Below are 24,022 nucleotides of genomic sequence, written 5' to 3'. Positions count from 1 at the left end.
CTCCCCTGGAGACTTTCACCCACAAGCAATTTCCGCCCTCCCCTTGCTATTGGGCAGGCAACAGGTTGCGCAACCGCGTGGCAATTTCCTCGGCACTCGAATCCACGGGGAACATGGACACCAGATGGTTGCGCCCATCCATCAGGAACAGCATCGAACTGTGATCCATCTGGTAATTCCCCGCAGTGGCGGCCGTCATCTGCCGGGGACGGACCATGACGTGAAATTCCGCCGCCACGTTGCGGATGGCCTGCGCATCCCCCGTCAGGCCGACAATGCGCGGGGAAAAGGAGGTGACATATTCATGCACCCGCGCCGGGGTGTCACGCGCCGGGTCGATGGAAATGAAAACCGGCACGACCTGCGCCCCGCGTGCGCCAAGCCGGTCCAGCGCCGCCGTCACGGTCGCGAGGGTCAGAGGACAGACATCAAGACAGTGGGTATAGCCGAAATACAGCAATGTATAATGGCCATGAAACGACTGCTCCATCACGACATGGTACGTATCGTCGGTCAGGGTATAGGGACCGCCGATTTCCTCCGCCGGCCTGCCAAGCATCAGGGCGCGAAACCCCGCCGCCGCGCACAGCAGCACGGCAGTCGCGGCCATCAGGCCCAGCAAGGCACGGCGTTCGCGGCGTTTGCGCACATCCGGCGCGATGCCACGGGCGTCCTTACGCGCGCGCGTCCTGCCGGGGGAAGAAGACGGTTCCTTCATACCCCCGTCCCTATCCCATCCGCGCGCGCAATACCACGACCGCACGCATGACGGTGTACATGCCCCTCAGCACACCGGCAGGTCACGGTTGTTGGCGATGGCCTCCATCGTGATGTACGACGTGATGGAATCCAGTTCGATCTGTTCGATCAGTCGCTGGTAGATCGCATCAAACGCGTTCATGTCCTCCGACATGATCTTGAGCATGTAATCATAGTCGCCCGCGATGCGGTAAAAGTCGATGACATTGGGAATCCCCAGGACGATCATGCGGAATTTCTGCAGCCATTCGCGCGAATGGTGACGGGTGCGCACCATGACGAACACCGTCAGTCCCAGACCCAGCCGTTCCGGGTCAAGGCGCACGGTCTGCCCGGTGATGACCTTCCTTTCCCGCAGGGCCTGCACACGCCGCCAGCACGCATTTTGCGACAGCCCCACACGATCGGCCAGTTCGCGTTGCGACAGGCTGGCGTCATTTTGCAGCGCGCGGAGAATCCTCTGGTCAAAATGATCCATATTTTTGCTCATTGTGGATCATATGACCACAAAATGACGAAAACAAAGCAGAAAATGGGAAAACACCTCCCGTAATGGCAGATAGGCTCTGCGCAGCACGACAGTCACGGGAACCCCACAGATGCACGACCCGGCCACCCTCTATGGCTCCTTCGCCAACAGCCTGCGCGATGGCGACACACTCGCCCTGCTGCGTGCCGGACTGATCGGCGAAGGTGCGATGATCCCCGGCCCCTTTGGCGCACATAAACTGCTTTATGCCGATTATGTGGCGTCCGGCCGTCCCCTGCGGCAGGTGGAGGACTTCATCGCCACCCATGTCCTTCCCTATTACGCCAACAGCCATACCGAGGCCTCGTTCTGTGGTGCCTACATGACCCGCATGCGCGCCCATGCCCGGGCGGAAATCGCCCGCCTGTGCGGCACGGATGACCGGTTTTCCGTAATTTTCACCGGATCGGGCGCAACCGCCGGGATCAACCGGCTTGTCCACCTGCTGGGCGTGGCACAGGACGCCCGGGCGAGCGAGCGGGGGCGGCCGATCGTCTTCATCGGACCTTATGAGCATCATTCCAACATCCTGCCCTGGCGCGAAAGCGGCGCCGAGGTCATCGAAATCCCCGAGGCGGACACCGGTGGCCCCGACCTTGTGGCCCTTGAGCGCGCCCTGCATGAAACGCCCGCCGGCAGGCTGCGGGTCGGGGCATTTTCCATCGCATCCAACGTCACCGGCATCATCACCGATGCCGATGCGCTAAGTGCGCTGCTCCGGCGGCATGGGGTGCTGTCTGTCTGGGACTATGCAGGGGGTGGCCCGTACCTGCCGGTGGACATGAAGGCCGGGACACCGTGGGAAAAGGACGCCGTCGTGCTGTCCGCCCACAAATTCGTCGGCGGCCCCGCCGCATCCGGCGTCATGGTCGTGCGCAACGCGGCCCTGCGACAGGCGCGCCCGACCGCCCCCGGTGGCGGTACGGTGCGGTTCGTCTCCCCCTGGGGGCATGATTATTCCCAAAGCCCCATCAGCAGGGAGGAAGCCGGCACCCCCAACGTGATCGGCGATATCCGCGCGGCCCTCGCCTTCATGGTGAAGGACGCGATCGGGGAGGATGTGATGGAGGCGCGGCATGCCGAACTGCGCCAGCGCGCATTGTCGGTCTGGTCACGCAATCCGTTCCTGCGCATTCTTGGCAACCCGCGCGCCACCGCCCACCTGCCCTTCTTTTCGTTTCAGGTGCGCGACCCGGATACGGGCGCACAGGTCCATCAGCAGCTTTTTACCCGCATGCTGTCGGACATCTACGGCATCCAGGCACGTGGCGGATGCGCCTGCGCGGGGCCATATGCGCATCGCCTGATGGGAATTGACCAGACCCGGTCGGATACGCTGCGCGCGGCCATCCTGTCGGGACAGGAAATCGACAAGCCGGGGTGGGTGCGCCTCAATTTCAGTGTGCTGATGGATGATGCAAAGGCTGATACCCTCATCCATGCGGTCGATACCCTCGCCCGCAGGGCCGCAGGCTTCGCATCCCTGTATGAGTGCGATACGCATAACGCACGATTCAGCGCCCGTCCCATGCCGCAGGCGCGGATCGCGGCGCTGCCGGGCCATGCCGGGACCGAAAAGGCATGAGGACGCCCGGTTCCCGCCGTCCTGCCGCGCAGGGCAGCGCCACGTTGATACGGATTGCCTGAACGGCAGGTTCACGGATACGATGCGCCCGGTGACGCAATCTGCGCAATAGGGGATTTTGTTGAACATCAAGCGCAACCTGCTACTGGTCGCGGCGGCCGTGACCGGCCTTTGTGTCCTGCTGCTGATGGGCGGTTATTTCGTGTGGTCGGACCACAAGGACGTGGATTTCGCACGGCACAACACCCTGATGAAGCATTCGCAGGAAGAGGCCGCCTATGCCCGGCAGCTTGACGAGGCGAACCAGACCGTCGTGCGTGACCAGAGCGTGTTCCTTGACGTCCATCTTGCGGATTTCGACAAGATGGCCAGCAGGGAGGACAAGGCATGGCTGTCGCAGGAAGTCAGGAAATTCGACATCAGCCGCGTCAAGGTTTTCGACGGCCTAAAGTTCGCGCCATATTCGGAGATCCCGTGCAAGGTGGAACTGTGCTTTGTCCCCATCTTTGCCGAGGAAACATACAGGGATATGGAACATCATCTGGATTATATCCAGGTCGATGCGCTCGACGGCATTTCGCGCACCCTGGTCATGGACGCCGAACAGTTCTGGCGCCTGCGCAAGCTGGTGATCCGCAACGACCGTATCCTGTTCGCCCACATGCAGCCGCAGATGGCGGCCTATGAAAAGGATGTGGAAATACGCAAGATGAAGGATGAAATGGGCATAAAGTAAGCCTGACGCGGTTTATTGATCCACCATACGGGACGGTTGTGCATGCTGGTACCACTTGAGGAAAACGAGGGTGTCATCTTCGACATCCGCTATGCTTCGGACAACAACTTTGTCGGGCGTCCGGTCTATGCCCGGCCGGTCGCCCTGCTGCACCGGGACGCGCATGCGGCCTTTGGCCGTGCGGCGGCGCGGGCGCGCGTGCTGGGGCTTGGTTTCAGGATCTTCGATGCGTTCCGCCCGATCGAGGTGCAGGCCATCCTGTGGGACGCCGTATCCGACAAGGCCTTTGTGGCCGACCCCGCACTTGGCGGCACACATCCACGCGGCATCGCGGTTGACCTTACGCTGTTCGACCTCGCCACGGGCAGGGACCTGCCCATGGGAACCGGGTTCGACGCGGTAACACCCCTCTCGGCCCATGGCGCGCTGGAGGGGCTTTCACCAGAGGTCATCCACAACCGCGCCCTCCTGCTCGGGTTGATGACCACCGCGGGGTGGGAAAGCTACGAACCCGAATGGTGGCATTACAACCTGCCTGATGGCGACGACCTGCCGGTCCTTTCGGCGGCGGATGTGCCCGGCGGCCCGCTCTAGGCCGCAACAGGCCCATCCCTCCCGTTCAGACCACGGCGGAAAGAAGCCTGCTGCCCGCATAGAAGGCGGCAAGGTTGCCCAGCACCATCTCCCCCATCGCCAGGCGCGTTTCCACCGTGGCGCTGGCGCGGTGGGACTGTAGCACGACATTGTCCATCGCCAGCAGCGCCGCAGGGACGTCGGGTTCATGGGCAAAGACATCCAGCCCCGCACCCCCCAGACGCCCCTCACGCAGTGCCGCGACCAGCGCATCCTCGTCCACCACGCTGCCACGCGCGACATTGACGAGTATGCCTGCGCGCCCGAGTGCGTCGAGCACACCCGCATTGACGATCCCGCGTGATCCCGCCCCGCCTGCCGCCGCCACCACAAGGATGTCGCTGGCACGGGCAAGGTCCGTCAGGTCGGCGTGATAGGCGAAGCCCGCATCGGGGATTTCACGCACATCGTTATAGGCGACCTGCATGCCAAAGGCCTGCGCACGATGGGCGATGGCGCGTCCCACATGACCCAGCCCCACGATCCCCATGCGTTTCCCACTGACGCGATGCCCCAGCGCAATGGGCGCGCCCGTGGACCAGTCACCTGCGCGCACGTACCGGTCGGCCCGGACAATGCCGCGACTGACCGCAAGCAGGAGGGCGATCGCCATGTCCGCCACGTCATCGGTCAGGACACCCGGCGTAGTGGTTACGTGGATGTTGCGCCGCCGTGCCTCCCGCAGGTCAACCGCGTCCGTGCCGATCCCGTTGACCGCGATCAGGCCCAGTTCAGGCAACGCGGCCATGACATCGGGCGGAACCCCCGTTCCCCCACCGGTCACCACCGCACGGACCCGTGGCGCAACCGCCGCCAGTGAGGGCGTGTCCGGCAGGTAATGCACCGTATAGGCGTCATCCAGCGCCTTTTCGATCTGGGGCATCATGCGTTCCAGCAGCACGATCTCGGGCTTCATCAATTGTCCTCCATTGATCCTTGTACATCCAGACATAACAGGATGTGCCGCATTCCCCGCGCCCCGCCGGATCAATAATGCGCCATGGCGCCGAAAATGCGGCGGCAGGCATGTTGATAAATCCGCTACGTCAATATTTTTTCTTTCATGAAACAATCGACAGATATCGTGCCGGTCTATTTTTTCGTGGTAGGAACCAGCAGCAGGTCCCTCCCCCGTCCAGGACATTGCCATGGTCGGGGCACCAGAAGACGACCTTACAGGACCACAAGAATAACAGACCTGACCGTCCCGCCCCCTTTTACGCGGTAGCCCATGAAGACAAAACTACGCCCACGCCCATCCGGCGCCCTGCGCACGCTGTCCCGGCGGATGCCCCCCACGCCACTGACGCACTGGCTGGGGATGCGGGCCATCAGTATGGCACCGGAACAGATCGCCCTGCGTGAAGGACTGCGCGCGGCGGTGGCGGTGGGCATCATGATGGCGCTTGCGCTGGCGATGGATGTGCCGCTGATGGCATGGTCGGCCTTTGCCGCGTTCTGGACCTGCCTGGTTGATCCGGGCGGGCCGCTGGCGATCCGCCTGCGCACATTGCTGACCTTCGGCATGGTGGGCACGGTGCTGGCGGCCATCATGTCCATGGCATCGGGATATGGTCCCGTCATGGCGGCGCCATTGCTGGCGCTGATCGTCCTTGGCTGCGGACTGGGCCGCCTGCGCGGGGCCACTGCGACACAGATCGGGGTGCTGGCGGCCATCGTGGCGGTTGTGGCCATATGCTATCCCATGACGCCGCAGGGTGCGCTCGGACTGGCGGGCCTGTTTGCGCTGGGGGCCGGATGGGCCACGCTCGTATGTATTGTTGCATGGCCGGTCGATGCCTATGCCCCGCTGCGCCGGGCCTGTGCGGAGATCTTTCGCGAGGAAGGGCGCATGACCCGACGCATGCTGCGCGGTCGCGACGTGGCCCTGTCAACCGGTACACGCGGGTCCATCGGCGCCCACCGCCGCGAAATCCGCAGCCGCATCGAACGGACCCGTACGCGTATCGAAATCCTGTCCCCCGATGCCGCAGGCAGCCAGACACGCGCCGCCCTGCTGCCGGCGCTGGAAATATGCGACCGGATTTTCGTGGTGCTGATCGCCTTTGAACATGCGGTCGTGCTGACGCCTGCCTCGCCAACGACGCGCCGTATTCTGCGTCACCTGCAACTGCTGCTCGAACGTGCGGCGCGCGTGGTGGGCCACCCGGCGGCCGACATGACGGCGCTGCGGCGCCAGATCGCACGCATCGACACATTATGCGCGCATGAAGACAGCCTGTACGGACGCGGCGCACGCACATGCGCCGCCGCCCTGCGCGACCTGCTGGTTGCGCTGCATGAAACGCCCGGCCCGCTGCCTGCCGGACAGGACGGGAGGCGGGCGGCACAGCCGGGGAAATGGCGTGACTGGCCGGTGGCGGTGCGTCACGCCACGCGCCTGTCGGTTTCGGTCATGGTGGCCTATGGCATCACGCTGGCATTCGCCCTGCCCTTTGCCTACTGGGCGATGATGGCGGTGGTCGTGGTCATGCAGCCACAGGGCATGACCACCCTGCCCCGCACGATCGAACGCGTGGTCGGCAGCATCGTCGGCGGACTGCTGGCCGCCATCATGGGCGTCGTGATGCCTGTGTGGCTGATCCTTGTGATGATTTTCCCGCTGGCAGCCGCAACCATTGCCTTGCGTGCCGTCAATTACACGCTGCTTGTCCTGTTCATGACGCAACTGTTCGTGCTGGTCACGGACCTTGTCAGTCCCGGCGTGGGCTGGGACGTGGGGCTGGCACGATCGGTCAACAACATCATCGGCAGCCTTGTGGGGCTGGCGGGATGCCTGCTGCTCTGGCCCGAGCGTCGTGGTCCCGGCCTTGCAGCGCAGGTGGCGGACGCCTTCATAGCCAACATCCGCTATGCCGTGCTGGCGAGTGGCGCGCATGCCGCCGGCCGGGAAAAGATCGAGCAGGCCCGCCGCATGGCCGGCACAACCAGCACCCGCGCCGAAATCCAGTGCCAGCAGACACGCCTGGAGGGGCTGCGCAGGTCCGCCCGACTGGACAGGGCGGAACAGATCCTGCTTGCCCTGCGCCAGATGGCGGGACGGGCAAGTGTCACATGGATGGAACGTTCCCTTTCCCCGTCCAGCGCCGATGCCCCTTTCCCCGCGCGGTTCGAACAGGTCATGCGCCAGATGGACTGGCCGGACATAACCGCCCCGCCCCATGCGCTGCCGACACTTGATGAAATGGCCGGCATGCTGCATCTCCTCGACGTCACGCACGGGGAGAGCCCGGACGTCGTGGCGTCCGTTCCGTCTGGGAGTGCCTGAAAACAACGCAAGTTTTTGGGGACTGACTTTTAAAAAAGGAAGCGTTTTTCGAAGCTTTCTGAAAAAAGCTTCACCAAGAACTTTCTTACGGTTTCCGGATGGTCCTCAGGGCGTATCGACAGGGCGCGGACGGCCATTTTCATCGAGGGCGACGAAGACGAAATGCCCCTCCGTCACCTTCTGGCGCACGCTGGCGTGGCGGACCCTGCGCCATGCCTCCACGGCGATGGTCATGGAGGTGCGGCCTATTTTCGTAATCTGGGTATAGATGCTGACCTCATCCCCCACCGACACGGGACGGTGGAAGACGACCCGGTCGATCGCAACCGTCGCACACCGCCCACCCGCACACAGGGCAGCGGTGGTACTGGCGGCAAGGTCCATCTGCGACATCAGCCAGCCACCAAAGATATCACCCGCCGGGTTGGTATCCGCCGGCATCGCGACGACACGGATGGTCAGTTCACCAGAAGGCATGGCATCATGTTCGCGCATGGAATCCCCTTGTTTCAAAAAGGCTGCCATCACGGCCCGGACTGGAAAGATGTCTGCGGGCACTGGCCTTTTTACGCGGGCATATTACATGATCACCTTTCCCGGCACGTGACTTTGCCGCGCGTTGCGGTGCACATTTTGGTGACGTGCAGGGGCCGTGTTCAGAAATCGCATGCAATGCGGCCACCGATGAACCGGGGCGCGCCGGGCAGGTAGAAATAGGTGGTGGTCGCCATGCCCCCGCTTTCGGCGTACCGCCGGTTCAGCAGATTCGTGGCATAGACCGTCGCCGACCAGTGCCCGGACGCCGGATGGAACGTCGCATGCGCGCCCAGCAGGAAATAGGGCGGCAGGCGATAGAACCCCGTCCCGCCGGGCGTGATCGCCTGGCTGTCGCGATAAAGCCAGTCGGGGCCGAAATCGATGCCATAATGCGGACCCAGCGCCTGTCGCCATTCCGCATTGCCGTTCAGGGTCAGCTTGGGCTGCCCGTTATCGACGCCTGCGAAATTGTCCTCGATCGCCTTCCACACCCCATGCTGCGCATAATAGGCATTGGTGGCGGCACGGTTCACGGTCGGGAAATTCTGGAAATTCCCCCGCTGCCACCCCAGGTTCTGCGTCACGAACAGGTGCGCGAACGGATGGATGTCCAGTGTCGCCTCGAACCCCCAGCTTTCGGATTTCGGCGCGTTGGTGATTTCACTCAGCGGCCCGTAGTTCGGGATCAGTACCGTCCCGACAAGCTGCTGGTTATGGTAATCATTGTAAAATGCCGCAGCATTGAGGCGGATGCGGTTGGGAACGGGATCGCTTTTCAGGCCGAGTTCATAGGTCAGGACCGTCTCCGGCCTGAACGGGTTCAACTGCGCCTGGATCTGGGTATTGTTCGCCGTAAAGCCGCCGGGCTTGAACCCCTTGCTGATCTTGAAATAGACAAGTTCATGCGCCGCCGCCTGCCATGACACCCCGGCCTGTCCTGCATATTGCGCGGCGGCCGTGTTTTCGCCGTGGAAATCCTGCGACGTACCGCCAAAGATGACGGACTGCAGGCCGGAAATGGAACGGTCGTCAATTTCATGCAGCAGCCCCGCCCACAGGGTCACGCCATGCCCGAAGCGATAGCTGATATTGCCGAACTCGGACGTGCTTTCCTGATCCATGCCGAAATGCGTGGCCATCATGTAACCACGTTGCGGCACATAATCGGTATAATCGAAGAAAAACCGCTGCTGCATGCGACTGCGCTGGTAAAACGCGCCGATTGTCCATTGCAGCCGGTCATGCGGGTGGGAGGATTGCAGGCGCACTTCCTGCGTAAAGGTGTTCGCGTCGATGGTGCGGTAGGTATCGGCCTGCGCCAGCGCGGTGCCGTCCTGATCGGTATATTCGCCCTGCCGCTCCGTCTCGAACGCGCTGATGGACGAAAACGTCACCGGGCCGAAATCGTGGGAAAAATGGACATCCGCGCCCCAGAACTGGTTATGCTCGCTGGGCTTGAGGCCCGGCTTGCGTCCGATCAGACGGGCGAATTCGGGACGCATGGACCATTGTGTCTGCTGCCATGATTCAACAGGCAGGGGCGCCGTCCCCACAAGACGGTCAACCGGGATGGGATTGACGACCTCGCTGTCGTCTTGCGTGAAATGCCCTGATATCATCAGGGTTGTATGGCTGTCGGGTGTCCATTTCAGCTTGCCGCGCAACGCCCACAGGTCGGCATCGCCAAGGTGGGAGCCATTGAGCGGATCGGTCTGCCACCCGCCGCCCTGCTGCGTCTGTCCCGCAAGGCGGAAGCTCAGTCCGCGCGCAAGCGGGCCGGAAACATAGGCCTCGCTCCTGCTGCGGGAATAGGAGGCGATGTCCTCCCGCGCGCCGTAATGCCAGCTATCGGTAGGGTCATTGGTGCGCAGGCGCACTTCGCCCCCCGTATCCGACTGCCCATGACGTGTGCCGACCGGCCCCGGCGTGACCTCCGCCCCGGCAAGGTCGAACATCATCCCGTCCGTCATGGTCGAAAACGCGAACGGCACGTCATCGAAATAGGACAGCACGGAGGGCATGTTGTTCTGCGTGAAATCGTTGAAGCCCACCCCGCGCAGGTAGAAATTGGTCGAGGCCGTGCCGTTGATGCTCTGGACGGTCAGGTTCGGCGCCACGCGCTCAAGCCCGCGCAGGGAGACGACCCCGCGTTCGATCAGGCGGGCTGCGGTCAGGCGCGTATCCGCATCGGGCACATGCTGCGCCTCCGGATAGGCAAAGTCACGGCGCTGCGCATTGACCGTGATGGTTTCCGCATGCACGGGCGCTGCAGGCTTCGTCGCCTGTCGCGCATGGGCCTTTTGCGTGGTATTGGCCGCCGCCTGCGCATGCCGGGGCAGCGAAAGCACGATCACCCCCCCAAGCACCAGCCATCCGCGACGCAACAGCAGCGACAGCATCACAGGGTCAGATCGTCTCGGGGCACGGCGCATTATCGGATATCTGTTACCTGTTGTATGTTCGTACGTTTCTGCAACAAAGATGCGGCCATATCCCGGAGCGGGGACATGGAACCTGCGCATCGCGATGCCGCAACATCCATTCTGCGCCTGATATGTCCGAACGTTTCATCCGCCATGTTATGACAATATTTGCTCTATTCGTGCAAAAGCGGCCTTTTACATTCCCATTGCGAAAAATACAACCGCGATGCGGACTGTATCCTGCTTTCGATATTGGGATGCCATCCGCGCATGGATATCGCCACCAGCACGAGGACGCACAGGATGGACAGGACCGGGCGGAACTGCTTTTGCCACCCCTGCGTCCGGATGCCGAAACACGCCACCATCGCAAGGCCCAGCGCGCCGCCCACCACGACCTCCATTACCGTATGGTACCCCAGCGCCACACGGGTCCATCCCATCAGCATCGCGATCGCCAGTGTTGCCGCCAGCACGGCCGCACGGTTAAGGCGCGTCAGCGACAGCAGTCCGCCATATACCATGGTGGCCGCCATGGTATGGCCGCTGGGGCTGTACAGCACGCGGTGGCGCGCGGGACCGCATGCCTCGAAATAAAGCTTCAGCGCCAGCATCAGTCCCGATCCCGCGACAATCATGACCGCCCACGCCGCTGCCATGCGCCAGCAGCGACATACCAGGAACACAAGGAAAACGCCTGCCTCGATGGGAATGATCAGGGCCTGGTCGCCTGCATTGGTCATGAAATGCATTGCGTCCCCCATCTCATGCATGGATCTGCGGTCGGTCCGTCTCCACCCTGGCATGGCATTGCGCCGGCGTTGCGTAAACGGGCGCAAGCGCGCGTTGTGGAACCTGCGCGCGTCCCCTGCCCGCGCACATCAGGTCGATCCGGGCGATCGCGGCAATCAGCATGGCGATCAGCAGATAGAAATCGAGGAACCCGACCGTCGGACTGGACAGGCAGGCCGCGATCAGGCGCGCCACCAAGGCGGGCACCACCCCTTCGATCACCAGTCGCTCCGGCCCCGGGGGGACGCGCCTGCGCGCCACCATCGCCCCACGCAGCAGTTTCCAGTCAAAGACCAGCAGGCCGATCGCCCCCACGACACCGATGGTCGATAACAGCCCCGGCAACAGGCTGGACGCCCGGTTGCTGCCCCACCCCACGCCAAGCCCGTAGGTTTCCGTCACGAGGGACATGGAATCCCGGTCCACCTGCGAACGGTCCTGATAGGACTGGCTGTCCTTCTTTTCCGCCGTGGACTGGAACACGAACTGCGCCGCGGGCACGACCTGCGGCGCGACCGTCACCACCACCAGCACCCCGCAGGCCAGCAGCGCGACCCCCACCACGATCAGGCGCATGACGTTCCCCAGCAACTGCATCGCCCCGGTCGCGATGGCCGCCACGGGCAGGAGGCAGATTTCCGCCGCCACGGTAATGAAGCCTGTGGTCGATGTCGTACAGGCAAGCGCCAGCGCCGAGGCGGGGATCAGCCATTTGGCGCGCGCCACGGAATAGCCCTGCAGGACGATCCAGACGCTGGAAAACAGGATCTCGCTCAGGAATGCGGCACAGGCGGCCGGTTCGGAAAATGACGCGTTGATGCGCGGCACCGGCCCTGCAGTCTGGGTGTTGAGGACGGCCCAGCCGGGATTGGAATAAAAGAACGTGTCGGGAAATGGCACGCCACCGACCCTGTGCGCGAACTGCCACATGCATATCCCAACGACGCACCATCCCGACAGCAGGAAGGTCCGGTACAGGCGATCCAGCCGCACGTCGCTGCGGGTCAGGAAACGGGCGGCGAGGACAAGGAAGATCGTATTGATCAGCAGGTACATATCCTGCGAGATATTGCCGAAATTGGGCGCAAGCAGGACCCTGCCCCCCACCGAATCGCTTTTCTGCGGCCAGACCATGACCTGGTTCATGAACAGGCGCGGCATGATCAGCGACGCCAGCAGCGTCCATGTCACCACCAGCATGAACGGAAAGCACAGCGTCATGACCGTGCGTTCCCCCGGATAATGAACGCCCAGCACCCATTGCAGCATCACGAAGCTCATGAACGCCATGGCAGGCACCATGGCGGGCTGGACCCCGAGGCCACCAAGCACCAGCGCCGCAGCCGCCGGCAATATCCCCGCCAGCAGCAGGATATGGAGCATCAGTTGCGGACGCATCCATAACAGCAGGCATAACGGGAACAGAATCAGTCCGACAATCGTCATCGCGCGCCACCCCCTGCTGGTCCGTCCCGCTTCCCTTTGCGTGCGGCCTACCGCGCCACGCCCAGATGTCGTGGACAGGCATCACGCATCGCCTGCTCCACGACCGCGAACATGGAGCGGCGAAAGGCATCGCACGAAAAACGCCGGGCATTGGCGCGACAGGCCGCGGCAGTGATGCGCGTGCGCATCGCCTCGAACCGTTCGACTGCCGCGATGATGGCATCGGCTTCCTGCACCTCGAAAAACACGCCGGTCGGCCCCTCCGGGTCGTCCCCGTCACGCACGATGTCGCATGCGCCACCACGGCCAAAGACGATCAGGGGCGTGCCGCAGGCCTGTGCCTCGACCATCGCGATGCCGAAATCCTCCTCCGCGGCGAAGACGAAGGCACGCGCGTCCTGCATCATCGACAGCACCTCCGCATCGCTGACACGGCCACGAAAGATGATGTTCGGCGCACCTTTCGCCACCGCCTCGATCCGTTCGCGTTCCGGCCCTTCGCCCGCCACATGCAGGACATGCTGCGGCATGCGGCGGAAGGCCTCCACCACAAGGTCTATGCGCTTGTAGGGAACCATGCGCGATATCACGACATAGGCGGCGCGCGAGGGCTGGTCCTTTTCATGAAACCTGTCGATATCGACAGGGGGATAGACAACCTCGGCCTCCCGGCGATAGACCTTGCGGATCCTGCGCGCGATATAGGTCGAATTGGCCACGAACACATCGACCCCGGCGGCGGAGCGCACGTCCCAGTTGCGCATCCGGTGCAGCAGCCAGCGCGCATACAGTCCCTTTATTCCCCGCTCCATCCCGCCATGGCGCAGATAGGCCGCCTGCATGTCCCAGGCGTAGCGCATGGGCGAATGGACATAACAGACATGGACCTGGTCCGGTCCGGTAATGACCCCCTTGGCCACGGCGTGATTGCTGGAAATCACAAGGTCGAACCCCGACAGGTCAAGCTGCTCCACCGCAACAGGCATCAGCCCGAGATAGTAACGGAAATATCGCCGGGCAAAGGGCAGTTCCTGTATGAACGTCGTCTCCACCGGGCGTCCGCCCAGAAAGGCACGCTGATCGGGGGGCATGAAATCGACAATCGCAAAAACCGCCGCATCCGGATACATGAGCACAAGCTGTTCCAGCACCCGTTCGGAACCTGCGTAATGTTCCAGCCATTCGTGAACGATGGCGACACGCGGCCCCGTGGGCGGCGGATATGCCGCGCGACGTGATGCAGGAAGAACATTCATGAACCGACCCTCCGCTTCGCTGGCCGCGACGTCCCCTTGCCGTGCATGTATCCCCATGCTTTACAGGTCGGACACGTGGGCATTATCGATATTTTCAGATATCGGCATGAAGATATCGCCGACATTACGTAAACAGGGCCTGATGCGGCACCAAGCAGGAGATGAGCCTTGCCCCTGAAATCCCGCCACAGACCATCCGGCACATCCGCGTCCCCCCACTCCCTGCCGCGTCCCGCCACGCCAGACCGCCTGCGCCCCGCACGGGGCCTGGTCGTGGGTATCGTACTGGGCATCGCGTGCTGGGGCGTACTCATCGCGGGGTTCTGCCTGATGCGGTGAACACGGGGTGGGCGGGGACACCAGATCAGAAATGACGTTCGTAAATCTTTATGACATCGCCCGGCTTTACGTAATCATGGGGCTTGAGGTAGCCGACAACGGCATGATCCCCCTCCTGCCGCACGACATAGGCCCGCGTTTCCAGCGCGCGATAGGTGAATCCCCCCCCCGCCGCAACCGCCGTCAGCAGCGTCATGCCAGGCTGGTAGGGGTACTGCCCCGGTTTCGCCACCTCCCCGAGGACGGAAACAAGACGATAGGCCGAAACCTCGACCGAGACACTGGGTTCGCGCAGCATGCGCGCCTGCTGTAGCGCCTTTGTCACCTCGGCCGCGAATTCGACCGTGGTCAGGCCCGCGGCCTGAAGGCTGCCGGCAACGGGAAAGGCGACCTTTCCACTGCTGTCAACACGAAAATCCGATGTGAACTGATCCTGTTCATAGGTCATGACACGGATTTCATCATCCACGCCCAGACGGTACTGTCCGGGATCATATGGTGGAACCGGCTTTAAATCCCAACCGGGCGTGCAACCTGCAAGCAGGCCCCCCATCGCACCCATGACGACCGGCAGCCAGATGGCCACGCGGCGGGGTCTTGAACAGGTCGTCGGCATGCGTCGTATGCTCCTGTCATCATATCCGTCCCGGCAGGAAAACCAGACGCCCCGGATGCGCGTCCCCTAAAGCGATAGATGAAACCCGACCAGAAAGGTGTGGATCGGGAACTGTCCGCTTCCCACCGTATTCTGACTGCTGAAATCATAATTTGCCGACAGGTGCATGTGGCGGTTGATCAGCCACTGCACCTCGGCGCCCACGCCATAGAACGTCTGGTTGTTGTGTTCCTGATACAGGACCGTATTCTGTAGAAAGGCCGGAGCGGACGGATAGTTCGCTTTCTGTATCTGTCCATATGCAGAAAAAACGATATTGCGCCTGTATGTGTGCGTCACGCCGATCCGCGCGCCGGTAAAGGTGTACCCCACCACGTTTTCAAAGGCGCTGTCCTCGATCCCGTGCCGCACGCTGAGCGTGACCGAGGTCAGGCGCGTGGGGCTCCAGTTGAACTCCGCCTCCGCCATGGGGGAATTGATGCTGCCATACGCACTGGCGCGGTAACGCCGCGTCTGGTACCCCACAAGGGCCCGGAAACGCAGCGGGCCGCGCATCCCGAAATCGTATCCCGCCATGACCGACGCCCCATTGGAATCACGCGAAGGCGCATCTTCCAACTGGTTCTGGTACCGGATTTCCGTCCCCTGCATCACCAGCAGGGCGTGGCTGTCCCCGCGCAGTTCATATTGCGCCGTCACCCCTTCGGTCACGAGGATGCGATCACGGTATCCCTGCCCTGGCTGACTGGCGGTGGGGGGAAAGGAATCGAAATGATAACGCTGCACATCGACCTGCGGGATGAGGCTCAGCCGTCCATGCGTCGTCGCGGTATAGCTGACCCTGCCGTCATCGACCTGGTAGGGCACGGGATGGTCAACCACCAGCGCGCCAAGGTCGGTGGGCATCTGCACAAGCGCCAGATGGGAATAGGAAACCCCTATCGTGTCATGACCGAAATCATGCACGCCGCCGACATTGGCGGTCCAGTTCGTACGATTCTGGATACTGCGGGAGGGATAGCGGATATCGTCCACACTGATGTTGCCATGGACCTGGTCGCGCTTGCCCCATTTTGACACCGCCGACAGGTTCCCCTGCGTGGAGACAACGGCGCTGGAATGGCCGCCGACAGTGCGGTCGGCGTTGTTGACGTAACCTTCCGATTCGCTTCCGTCGGCGTCGATGCGCAGGGGCCCGTAACGCTTCCCCAGCGGGGCATAGGCCCCCATCGCACGCACCTGTGCGGGTTCCTGCGCCAGTTCGCCCGCCCCGCTGCCAATGGCGGGGAAATAGTTGTCGATAACCTGGGCATATGCGCCATCCACCACAAACAGGGGAGCCGCCGCAGTCAGGCCCAGCCTGAAGACCATTATTTTGCGCACCAGATACCTATTGAACATTCATGACGGAGAGATGGGAAAAGGACTCATCTGGCAACCTGCCCTGGTGGGTGTTCTTGTTTCCTGCTTCATGAAGCGCCGTGGGCACGCAGATTTAATCCCCTATCAAGATTAAATTATTTTTGGCTTCTGTCTCCATTTGCATGTTTTCCGGGCGTAACGGTGGTCACGTTCGCGTTATTACTGGAAATAAATTTTTAACACTTTAACGGAACTTGCTTCCCCGCTGCCACGTATAGCCCCTGTCACGGCCGGAGGAGCAGTCATGAACAGGCTCCGCCCACAATGGCCGGGCCCTCTGAAAACGCGGCACCAAGTATTCTGACTCTACATGTTCTGTAATAATGCGGAGTAAATCATGGATACGCACCTTTCCCCCGCGGCGGTTGGCTCCACCCCGGCGACAGTTCACCCCGGTGATGCCCACCTGGCGGAGGTGGACGGATTCCATGCTCCTGCAATCCAGTTGCGACATATACATTTTTCATGTGCAACAGCCCTGATCGCCACCGACTGCGCCGCATTTTCGCTGTGCCTGGGGATGGAGGAAATGTTCTTTCCAAAGAACATTCATTACATGGAAAGCGTGTTCTTCCTCTCCTGCGCCATGCTGGTGGTCATGCTGGGCTATTTTGCGTACCAGCGCCATTATACCGACCGCCCCCCCTTCTGGAACGAAGTGGCGCAGATCATTGCCGCCGCCGCCATGGCGGGGGTGGCCATCGTCATGCTGTCATGGCCCGACATGCAGGTTGCATCCGCGCTGTTCCCGTTCATCATGTTTCCCATTGTCGATGTCACGCTGCGCCAGATTACGAAACGGGTGCTCCATGCCATGGGACTGTGGCGCATTCCCGTGCTGCTGGCCGGTGAACCCGAGGACTGCACCCGCGCGATCGAGATCTTTTCCAGCGAACGCTTTCCCGGCCTGCGCTCGGTCGGGTGCATCCCGCCGTCGCGCCTCCTGCACATGTCGGGCACGCACCTGCATGACATGCTGCTGGCCCGCCATGGCGCCGCGCGACTGCTGCTGGTCATGGACACGCATGAAGGCGACGGACGCAGCGTGATCGAACATGTCACGCGCACACGGCTGCCTTTTTCGCTGATGCCGCCCCTGCGTGGTGTCCCGCTGGATCATGGGGACCATGCCTATTTCAGCCATGACGCCATGATCATGACGTTCCGCAACAACCTTGACCGCCCGGTCCACCGGGCGATGAAGGTGGCGCTGGACCTGTCCGTGGCGATGCTGGTCCTTATGGCCATCCTGCCGATCCTTGCCGTGGTCTATGCGCTGGTCCGCCTTGACGGGGGGCCTGCGGTCTTTGGCCACATGCGTATCGGGCGCAACGGCCGTCCGTTCCGCTGCCTGAAGTTCCGGACCATGGCGGTCAATGCCGATGCGATCCTGGCCGACCTGCTGGCGCGCGATCCGCAGGCGGCGGCGGAATGGGCCGCCACGCGCAAGCTGACATCGGACCCGCGCATCACGCGCGTTGGCAGGCTGCTGCGCCGGACCAGCCTTGATGAACTGCCGCAGATCTTCAACGTGCTGCGCCTGGAGATGAGCCTTGTCGGCCCGCGCCCCATCGTCATGGCCGAGGAGGTCCATTACGGCGTGGACATGGAATATTACATGGCCACCCGTCCGGGCATCACCGGCCTGTGGCAGGTCAGCGGCCGCAGCGACACTTCCTATACCCGCCGTGTCCAGCTTGATAACTGGTACGTCCGGAACTGGAGCCTGTGGCGCGACATCGTGATCCTCCTGAAGACCATTCCGGCCGTGCTGGGCCAGAAAGGCGCACGCTGAACTGAACATCCCGGCCCATCCCGGAAGAAAAGCAGCCATATGCCCCATATACCCGCCCCTCCCCTTTCGAGAGGACGCAAGTGATGAATACGCTCCAATTGCCCGCATCATTCAACGGCCCCGTGCCGGACCCGACGGCAACGCAGCAGGTTTCACCCTTGCATGCCTTCAGCATCATGCGCCGCCATCGCCTGGCCATAGCGCTTGTGACGCTGGGGATCTCGGTGCCTGCGGGGATCGGCATCTTCTCGCTCCGGCCTTATTACAATGCCTCGTCCATCCTGATCGTCGGCACGCACCAGGCCCCGTTCCGTGACCTGCAGGCCACCGTTTCCTCGCCCGAGGTGGACACTGTCGCCGTCAATAGCGAGGTCAGCATCCTGCGAAGCCCGGCCATCGCACGGGCGGTAGCGAAAAAGCTGGACCTGGTGAACGATCCCGACTTTCGCGAGGCGCTGGATCATGTACCTGTCAGTAAACGGCTGGTCGATGCGGTTTCACGCATGTTCGTCACCCCGCCGGTCGAGCCGCCCATGACGGCGGACGAACGCCTGCAGGCCGTCAGCCTGCTGCTGGACCAGTGGGTGACGATCCTTAATGACGGGCGGTCCTATATCATCACGATCACGGCCAGCACGGTCAACGCGGCCACCAGTGCGCGCATCGCCAATGCCTATGCCGATGTCTATCTCGACTTCAAACGCCACATGAAGATCTCGGCGACATGGCAGGCGAACGCACTGCTGGATGAACAGATCGCCCCCCTGCGCGAACGGCTGCGCAAGGCGGAACAGGCGGTGCAGGCCTTTCGTGAAAAGAACGGCCTGATTGCGGCCGAACTCGAACGCGCGCCCGGCGCGAACGGCAGCAGCAACAGTGCCGACAGCGGCGGCACCACCGTGACCGACCAGCAGCTGATCCAGATGAACCGTGAACTGATCACCGCGCGCGGCGACCTTGAAAGCAGGCGCGCCCGCTATACCGAGGTCCGCAACGCGATCCGCAACGGCAGCCTCGACAGCATTCCCGACGCCGTTTCCTCCCCGCTGATCCAGCAGCTTCAGGCGCAGGAAGCCCAGATCAGCAGCCGCGCCGCCAGCCTGAGCCAGACGGTCATGGACGGCAATCCCGACCTGCAGTCCGTGCGCGCGGCGGCAGCCCAGGTCCGCGCGCGCATCGGTGCGGAAGTCCAGCGCGTCGCCAACAGCGCCGCCAAGGAACTGTCGAGCGCCGAAGCCCGCGTCGCCGCCCTGTCGGCCGAGGTGGACAGGCTTCAGGGGCAGGTCACGGCGGAAAACGAAGCCGACGTGACCCTGCGCCAGTTGCAGAGCGAGGCCACGGCGGCACGCACGGTCTATCAGGACTATCTCGGCCGTTTTGCCCAGACATCGACGCAGGCGGAACTGCAGGTGGCGGAAGCCGACCTGATTTCACGGGCCGAGACGCCGCTTGGCCCCTATGGCCCCCCGCGCAAGCAGTACATGGCCATCGCCATCCTCTTTGCGCTGATGATGGGGGCCGGGTCGGCGCTGGTGATCGAACGGATGCGCAAGGGGGTGCGCAGCACGGCCGAACTCGACGCGATACCGGGGCTATTCGCGCTGGGTCTGGTGCCGGCCTTCGCCGGGCCACTGGCGCGCCAGTACGCCAGCAGGGAGCGTTCGGCCTATCTGGAGACGGTGGAATCGATCCGCAGCGTCCTGTCCTTCGGCCACAGCCGCTTCCGCGCGAAGGTGGTGCTGGTCACATCGGCAGAGCAGGCGGAAGGCAAGACCACCTTCGCCCTGTCCCTGGCGGCGAATACGGGGCGGTGCGGACAGCGTGCGCTGGTCATCGACTGTGACATGCGCAATCCGTCGGCCATGCGGGTCATGGGGGCGGTCAGCATCATGCGCAATACCCACGCCCCGGTTTCGCCGCTTCTGGCGGGGCTGGAGCGCGATGTCCTGCCCGGTGTCGATATCCTGACCCCCGAGGGGATGATGCATCGTGGTGGCGGCGCCATGCTGCTGCCGGAGGAACTGGGCCAGATCCTGGCGCAGGTGGGATCGCAGTACGACATGATCCTGCTCGACACGCCGCCGGCGCTGGCGTTTCCCGACGCCGCCGTCCTGTCACGGCAGACCGACGGCGTGGTGATGGTGGTCAAGTGGGGACAGACCAGTGCCGCAACACTGGTGCAGGCGATGCGCACGCTGCACACCTATGACGCGCGCACGCTGGGCGCCGTGCTGACGCAGGCCCCGCCGCACAGCCTGGGTGAGGCGGAGAAACATCCCTTCCGGATCTACAGCCATTATGGACTGCTGCCCCCGACCTGAGGCGGCAGGCAATGTTTGGAGTGCTTTGGTGAGACCAGCCATCTATGTCAACGGTCGCTTCATGACCCAGCCCCTGAGCGGGGTGCAGCGCTTCGCACTGGAGATCTGCCATGCCCTCGCCCGGGTCAGCCACGCACAGGGGCGCCCGTCCCCGATCCTCCTGATCCCCGAAGGGCGCATTACCGAAGATGATGCGCCCGACCTGCCGCGCCGCACGGTGGGGAAACGCCACGGGCAGGTCTGGGAACAGTTCGAACTGCCCCTTGCCGCGCGCAGTGGCATCCTGCTCAACCTTGGCAACACGGCCCCGCTGTGGGGACGACGCCAGATCGTGATCATCCACGATGCGGGGGTGTTCGGCCATCCTGATTCCTATTCATGGAAATTCCGCCTGTGGTACCGGGTGCTGCATTTCCTGCTGTGCCGCACGCGCACGCGCCTTGTCACCGTTTCCGAATTTTCCCGTAATGAACTGGCGCGTTACCTGCACATCCCCGCCGCACGCATCTCGGTCATTGGCGAAGGGGCCGAACATATCGTCCGCACGCAGGCCGATCCCGCGATCCTGGCGCGCCATGACCTCCGCCCGCAGCGTTTCGTACTGGCGGTCGGCAACCTTGCCCCGCACAAGAACCTGTCGCGGCTTGATGCGCTGGCGCGTGCGCTGTCCCTGCGCGGCATCCCGCTTGTCATCAGCGGCAGCGTGAACACCACCATATTCAATGCCAGCGGCACACAGATCCTGCCCCGCCCGGCCACCTATGTCGGACGGGTCAGCGACGGGGAACTGCGCGCGCTGTATGAAGCGGCGGCGTGTTTCGTGTTTCCGTCACTGTACGAAGGGTTCGGCCTGCCCCCGCTGGAGGCCATGGCATGTGGCTGCCCGGTGGTGGCCGCCGACATTCCCGTCTTGCATGAAGTCTGTGGCCCTGCCGCGATCTATGCCAATCCCGCCGATCCCGACGCCATCGCGCAAAGTGTGGTGCGCATCCTCGACTCCCCTGCCGTGGCGCAGGAACTGCGGGTGGCGGGACGGGCGCGGGCGGATGAATTGACGTGGGACAGGGCCGCGCAGTCGCTGCTGCAGATCACACAGGACATGACCTCATGAAATATGCACCCATCCTGCGCTGGCTGGGGGGAGTGCATCTGGGGGGCATGATGGCCGTGGCCGTCACGGCGGGCGCATATGCCGCACCAACGCAGTCGGTCTGGTGCAGCATCAGCGATCCCTCCTCCGAACAGTTGTTCATCAGCAATCCCTATCCCCTGCCCATGACATCGCGCATGGCAGTCTATGCCTATGGCGGCAGGTTCGCACGCACGGTCAACCTGCGCTTTGGCATGCATGTGGTGCTGGAGGGTGCCTACTGCCACGCCTTTCCCTCTCCCCATCGCGCCGCCGCCGCACATGCGGACCTGATCGCGCATATGGCGGAACGCAATTTCAGGATTGTTTCGGTCGGTATTTTCTAGCTTCGCGCACAGGAGACCTCCTCATGCCTACACAGACCGCCCCGCCCCTGCGTGCTTTCGTGCAGCTCAGTTATGGATACGGGGCCAGGAGCTGGCATGCGCGCTGGCAGAAAGGAGAAATCCCTGGGATCAACGAACCCTATGCCTATGGATATTATCGCGCGGCAGGCCCGGACGTTATCGTTGAACAGTCCGAAGACAGGGCGGAAAACCCGTTTTCGCGCCTTGTGCGCTATGGGGTGCGCTTCATCCTTGGGTTCGATTTCGTGCAGGCCTGGCGCAACCGTGCGGGCATCCTGTCCGCCGATGTGGTCTGGACCCATACCGAGGCACAGGCCCTTGCGGTGCTGCTGCTCTACCGCCTGACGCCACGCCGCACCCACCCCCCCCTGATCGCGCAGAGCGTCTGGCTGATGGATCGCTGGCCGCATGAACCGGCGTGGCGGCGACTATTCATGCGCAGCCTGCTGTCACGCGCGGACATGCTGACATTCCTCTCGCCCGAAAACCTGGCGCAGGCACGCACCGTTTTCCCCGGACAGAGGATGGAATGGATCCCGTTCGGCATCCGCGCGGATGACATGACGGACCATCCCCCGCCGGTACGTACATCGGGTGATCCGGTGCGGGTGCTGTCGCTGGGCAATGACCGCCATCGTGACTGGAGCACGCTGATGGCCGCCACGTCCCCCCTGCCCGATGGGGTGGCATGTCATGTCACCATCGCCACGGCCAACCGCTTTGTCCCGCCCCCCCATGTCACGCGCGTCACCCCCACGCATAACGATATGCTGTTCCGGCTGTATGACGAAGCCGACCTCGTGGTCGTTCCCCTGACGCACAACCTGCATGCCTCCGGCATTACCGTGATCGAGGAAGCGACCCTGCGGGGGCTTCCGGTCATCGCCACGGATACCGGCGGCCTGCGTCATTATTTTGGTGAAGACTGCGTTTTTTATGTACCCGTTGGCGATGCGCAGGCAATGGGACACGCCATCGTCACGCTGGCGTGCGACCCGGACCGGTGTACGGCCATGGTGTCCAATGCGCGCGAACGCATGCGCACGGAACTCAATTCCCGGTCCTATGCCCTGCGTCATGTCGCGCTGTCACGCGAACTTGTGTCACAGCGCAGTCCCGCCGCGCGGGAGGCTGGGGACAATGGCCCGGCCGCCGCGCGGGACATGAAGATCACGGTCGGGATCGCGACCTGCGGACGGCCGGGCATCCTGCGCGAAACGATCGCGGAACTGCGCCGGCAGACCCATCCCCCACACAGGATCATTGTCTGCGCGCCCACCCTGCAGGACATGGCGGGACTGGACGCCGCCGATGGACTGGTCCTGCTTCAGGGGCCGCGGGGACTGGCGCACCAGCGCAACATGCTGCTGCAGCATATGGAGGATGCGGATATTGTCGTCTTCTTCGACGATGATTTCCTGCCGGATCCCGACTACCTTGCGCAATGCGCCATGGCCTTTGCATCGGACCCTGAAATTGTCGTCGCCACCGGGCGCGTGCTGGCGGACGGTGCAAAGGGGCCGGGCCTGACGGTGGAGGACGCGCGCACGATGCTGGCCGATCCCGCCATCAACGATACGCCCCCCCTGCCCGCCGTGCAGACGGCATGGAACGGATATGGATGCAACATGGCCTATCGTCTCTCCACCATTGCGGAAATGGGGGTCCATTTTGACGAACGCCTGCCCCTGTATGCGTGGTACGAGGATATCGACTTCTCCCGCCAGTTGGGACGGCGCGGCCGTATCGTGCGCGTCAACGGCGCAAAGGGCATCCACCTGGGCAGCAAGTCCGGACGTACGCCGGGACGGCGGTTGGGATATTCGCAGGTAGCGAACCCGCTTTACCTGTCACGCAAGGGCACGTTCCCGCTTGATCATGCCCTGCGCAGCATTGGCCGGAACATGGCCATGAACGCCATACGCAGCCTGTGGCCGGAACCCTATATCGACCGCCGGGGGCGGATCATCGGCAACTGGCTTGCATTGCGTGATGCCCTGCTCGGCCGCATTTCCCCTGAAAAAATGCTGACGCTTTAACCCATAGG

General features: G+C 63.1%; 20 protein-coding genes. 10 read left to right on the top strand and 10 right to left on the bottom strand.

Annotation, left to right across the window (positions count from 1 at the left end):
- Positions 1-46 precede the first annotated feature (46 nt).
- Together HNH97_RS06555 and HNH97_RS06550 are read right to left on the bottom strand one after the other, a co-directional pair.
- Positions 47-718 (bottom strand): SCO family protein, encoded by a 672-nt coding sequence (locus HNH97_RS06555; RefSeq protein ID WP_171790349.1) that lies wholly within the window; start codon positions 716-718, stop codon positions 47-49.
- A 66-nt stretch (positions 719-784) separates the two neighbouring features.
- The gene (locus HNH97_RS06550) at positions 785-1,249 is read right to left on the bottom strand and encodes an Lrp/AsnC family transcriptional regulator (RefSeq protein WP_171790348.1); all 465 of its coding nucleotides are present in this window, start codon (positions 1,247-1,249) and stop codon (positions 785-787) included.
- A 109-nt stretch (positions 1,250-1,358) separates the two neighbouring features.
- Here HNH97_RS06550 and HNH97_RS06545 point away from each other — a divergent pair, with 109 nt between their 5' ends.
- The 3 genes from HNH97_RS06545 (at position 1,359) to ddpX (ending at position 4,203) form a co-directional block, all read left to right on the top strand.
- Positions 1,359-2,873: an aminotransferase class V-fold PLP-dependent enzyme gene (locus HNH97_RS06545; RefSeq protein WP_171790347.1), complete on the top strand. Its 1,515-nt coding sequence runs from the start codon at positions 1,359-1,361 to the stop codon at positions 2,871-2,873.
- A 121-nt stretch (positions 2,874-2,994) separates the two neighbouring features.
- Complete coding sequence (locus HNH97_RS06540) at positions 2,995-3,609, top strand: hypothetical protein (protein WP_171790346.1); 615 nt, start codon at positions 2,995-2,997, stop codon at positions 3,607-3,609.
- Between the two features lie 42 nt (positions 3,610-3,651).
- Entirely contained in the window at positions 3,652-4,203 is a 552-nt protein-coding gene (gene ddpX / locus HNH97_RS06535; protein ID WP_110914562.1) for a D-alanyl-D-alanine dipeptidase, read from the top strand.
- A 25-nt stretch (positions 4,204-4,228) separates the two neighbouring features.
- Here ddpX and HNH97_RS06530 read toward each other — a convergent pair whose 3' ends face one another.
- Positions 4,229-5,158 (bottom strand): 2-hydroxyacid dehydrogenase, encoded by a 930-nt coding sequence (locus HNH97_RS06530; protein WP_171790345.1) that lies wholly within the window; start codon positions 5,156-5,158, stop codon positions 4,229-4,231.
- 315 nt (positions 5,159-5,473) lie between these two features.
- Between HNH97_RS06530 and HNH97_RS06525 the strand changes: the two genes are divergently transcribed.
- A complete protein-coding gene (locus tag HNH97_RS06525) occupies positions 5,474-7,531 on the top strand; it encodes an FUSC family protein (RefSeq protein ID WP_171790344.1) in 2,058 nt (685 codons plus the stop codon).
- Between the two features lie 105 nt (positions 7,532-7,636).
- Here the strand turns inward: HNH97_RS06525 and HNH97_RS06520 are convergent, their stop codons facing one another.
- The 5 genes from HNH97_RS06520 to HNH97_RS06500 form a co-directional block, all read right to left on the bottom strand.
- A complete protein-coding gene (locus HNH97_RS06520) occupies positions 7,637-8,026 on the bottom strand; it encodes an acyl-CoA thioesterase (protein WP_171790343.1) in 390 nt (129 codons plus the stop codon).
- Between the two features lie 161 nt (positions 8,027-8,187).
- A complete protein-coding gene (locus HNH97_RS06515; RefSeq protein ID WP_408870051.1) occupies positions 8,188-10,467 on the bottom strand; it encodes a TonB-dependent receptor in 2,280 nt (759 codons plus the stop codon).
- A 197-nt stretch (positions 10,468-10,664) separates the two neighbouring features.
- Positions 10,665-11,234: a phosphatase PAP2 family protein gene (locus HNH97_RS06510; RefSeq protein ID WP_171790342.1), complete on the bottom strand. Its 570-nt coding sequence runs from the start codon at positions 11,232-11,234 to the stop codon at positions 10,665-10,667.
- A gap of 22 nt (positions 11,235-11,256) precedes the next feature.
- On the bottom strand, positions 11,257-12,729 hold the full coding sequence (locus tag HNH97_RS06505) for a hypothetical protein (protein WP_110914555.1): 1,473 nt from the start codon (positions 12,727-12,729) through the stop codon (positions 11,257-11,259).
- A gap of 47 nt (positions 12,730-12,776) precedes the next feature.
- The gene (locus tag HNH97_RS06500; RefSeq protein WP_171790341.1) at positions 12,777-13,985 is read right to left on the bottom strand and encodes a glycosyltransferase; all 1,209 of its coding nucleotides are present in this window, start codon (positions 13,983-13,985) and stop codon (positions 12,777-12,779) included.
- A 168-nt stretch (positions 13,986-14,153) separates the two neighbouring features.
- Between HNH97_RS06500 and HNH97_RS06495 the strand changes: the two genes are divergently transcribed.
- A complete protein-coding gene (locus HNH97_RS06495; protein ID WP_171790340.1) occupies positions 14,154-14,324 on the top strand; it encodes a hypothetical protein in 171 nt (56 codons plus the stop codon).
- Positions 14,325-14,349: 25 nt separating this feature from the next.
- Here the strand turns inward: HNH97_RS06495 and HNH97_RS06490 are convergent, their stop codons facing one another.
- Both HNH97_RS06490 and HNH97_RS06485 read right to left on the bottom strand, forming a co-directional pair.
- Positions 14,350-14,940, bottom strand: a complete 591-nt coding sequence (locus tag HNH97_RS06490; protein WP_171790339.1) for a polysaccharide biosynthesis/export family protein — start codon at positions 14,938-14,940, stop codon at positions 14,350-14,352.
- A gap of 66 nt (positions 14,941-15,006) precedes the next feature.
- Positions 15,007-16,311: an outer membrane beta-barrel protein gene (locus HNH97_RS06485; protein ID WP_216657559.1), complete on the bottom strand. Its 1,305-nt coding sequence runs from the start codon at positions 16,309-16,311 to the stop codon at positions 15,007-15,009.
- Positions 16,312-16,699: 388 nt separating this feature from the next.
- Here HNH97_RS06485 and HNH97_RS06480 point away from each other — a divergent pair, with 388 nt between their 5' ends.
- The 5 genes from HNH97_RS06480 to HNH97_RS06460 all read left to right on the top strand — a co-directional run bounded on the left by HNH97_RS06480 (position 16,700) and on the right by HNH97_RS06460 (position 24,014).
- Positions 16,700-18,157: an exopolysaccharide biosynthesis polyprenyl glycosylphosphotransferase gene (locus HNH97_RS06480; protein WP_171790337.1), complete on the top strand. Its 1,458-nt coding sequence runs from the start codon at positions 16,700-16,702 to the stop codon at positions 18,155-18,157.
- 83 nt (positions 18,158-18,240) lie between these two features.
- On the top strand, positions 18,241-20,478 hold the full coding sequence (locus HNH97_RS06475; RefSeq protein WP_171790336.1) for a GumC family protein: 2,238 nt from the start codon (positions 18,241-18,243) through the stop codon (positions 20,476-20,478).
- 61 nt (positions 20,479-20,539) lie between these two features.
- Positions 20,540-21,589, top strand: coding sequence for a glycosyltransferase family 4 protein (locus HNH97_RS06470; protein ID WP_227744484.1), 1,050 nt, complete (start codon positions 20,540-20,542; stop codon positions 21,587-21,589).
- Positions 21,586-21,954, top strand: coding sequence for a hypothetical protein (locus tag HNH97_RS06465; protein ID WP_171790334.1), 369 nt, complete (start codon positions 21,586-21,588; stop codon positions 21,952-21,954). Before HNH97_RS06470 ends, HNH97_RS06465 begins: the two co-directional genes overlap by 4 nt.
- Positions 21,955-21,977: 23 nt before the next feature.
- Positions 21,978-24,014, top strand: a complete 2,037-nt coding sequence (locus tag HNH97_RS06460) for a glycosyltransferase (protein WP_244949339.1) — start codon at positions 21,978-21,980, stop codon at positions 24,012-24,014.
- The last annotated feature ends 8 nt before the right edge of the window (positions 24,015-24,022 follow it).

Source organism: Gluconacetobacter entanii (genome assembly GCF_013155425.1).
In the GTDB taxonomy this organism is placed as follows: domain Bacteria; phylum Pseudomonadota; class Alphaproteobacteria; order Acetobacterales; family Acetobacteraceae; genus Novacetimonas; species Novacetimonas entanii.
Note: the sequence above shows the minus strand (reverse complement) of the source record. Positions and strands in the feature narration are given on the sequence as shown.

Excerpts from the sequence above, each read along its gene's own strand:
- HNH97_RS06525 (WP_171790344.1), top strand. The coding sequence starts at position 5,474 with ATGAAGACAAAACTACGCCCACGCCCATCCGGCGCCCTGCGCACGCTG.
- HNH97_RS06465 (WP_171790334.1), top strand. The coding sequence starts at position 21,586 with ATGAAATATGCACCCATCCTGCGCTGGCTGGGGGGAGTGCATCTGGGG.
- HNH97_RS06460 (WP_244949339.1), top strand. The coding sequence starts at position 21,978 with ATGCCTACACAGACCGCCCCGCCCCTGCGTGCTTTCGTGCAGCTCAGT.
- HNH97_RS06510 (WP_171790342.1), bottom strand. The coding sequence starts at position 11,234 with ATGACCAATGCAGGCGACCAGGCCCTGATCATTCCCATCGAGGCAGGC.
- HNH97_RS06485 (WP_216657559.1), bottom strand. The coding sequence starts at position 16,311 with ATGGTCTTCAGGCTGGGCCTGACTGCGGCGGCTCCCCTGTTTGTGGTG.
- HNH97_RS06470 (WP_227744484.1), top strand. The coding sequence starts at position 20,540 with ATGACCCAGCCCCTGAGCGGGGTGCAGCGCTTCGCACTGGAGATCTGC.
- HNH97_RS06515 (WP_408870051.1), bottom strand. The coding sequence starts at position 10,467 with ATGCTGTCGCTGCTGTTGCGTCGCGGATGGCTGGTGCTTGGGGGGGTG.
- HNH97_RS06505 (WP_110914555.1), bottom strand. The coding sequence starts at position 12,729 with ATGACGATTGTCGGACTGATTCTGTTCCCGTTATGCCTGCTGTTATGG.
- HNH97_RS06480 (WP_171790337.1), top strand. The coding sequence starts at position 16,700 with ATGGATACGCACCTTTCCCCCGCGGCGGTTGGCTCCACCCCGGCGACA.
- HNH97_RS06520 (WP_171790343.1), bottom strand. The coding sequence starts at position 8,026 with ATGCGCGAACATGATGCCATGCCTTCTGGTGAACTGACCATCCGTGTC.
- HNH97_RS06545 (WP_171790347.1), top strand. The coding sequence starts at position 1,359 with ATGCACGACCCGGCCACCCTCTATGGCTCCTTCGCCAACAGCCTGCGC.
- ddpX (WP_110914562.1), top strand. The coding sequence starts at position 3,652 with ATGCTGGTACCACTTGAGGAAAACGAGGGTGTCATCTTCGACATCCGC.
- HNH97_RS06550 (WP_171790348.1), bottom strand. The coding sequence starts at position 1,249 with ATGAGCAAAAATATGGATCATTTTGACCAGAGGATTCTCCGCGCGCTG.
- HNH97_RS06490 (WP_171790339.1), bottom strand. The coding sequence starts at position 14,940 with ATGCCGACGACCTGTTCAAGACCCCGCCGCGTGGCCATCTGGCTGCCG.
- HNH97_RS06555 (WP_171790349.1), bottom strand. The coding sequence starts at position 718 with ATGAAGGAACCGTCTTCTTCCCCCGGCAGGACGCGCGCGCGTAAGGAC.
- HNH97_RS06500 (WP_171790341.1), bottom strand. The coding sequence starts at position 13,985 with ATGAATGTTCTTCCTGCATCACGTCGCGCGGCATATCCGCCGCCCACG.
- HNH97_RS06530 (WP_171790345.1), bottom strand. The coding sequence starts at position 5,158 with ATGAAGCCCGAGATCGTGCTGCTGGAACGCATGATGCCCCAGATCGAA.
- HNH97_RS06475 (WP_171790336.1), top strand. The coding sequence starts at position 18,241 with ATGAATACGCTCCAATTGCCCGCATCATTCAACGGCCCCGTGCCGGAC.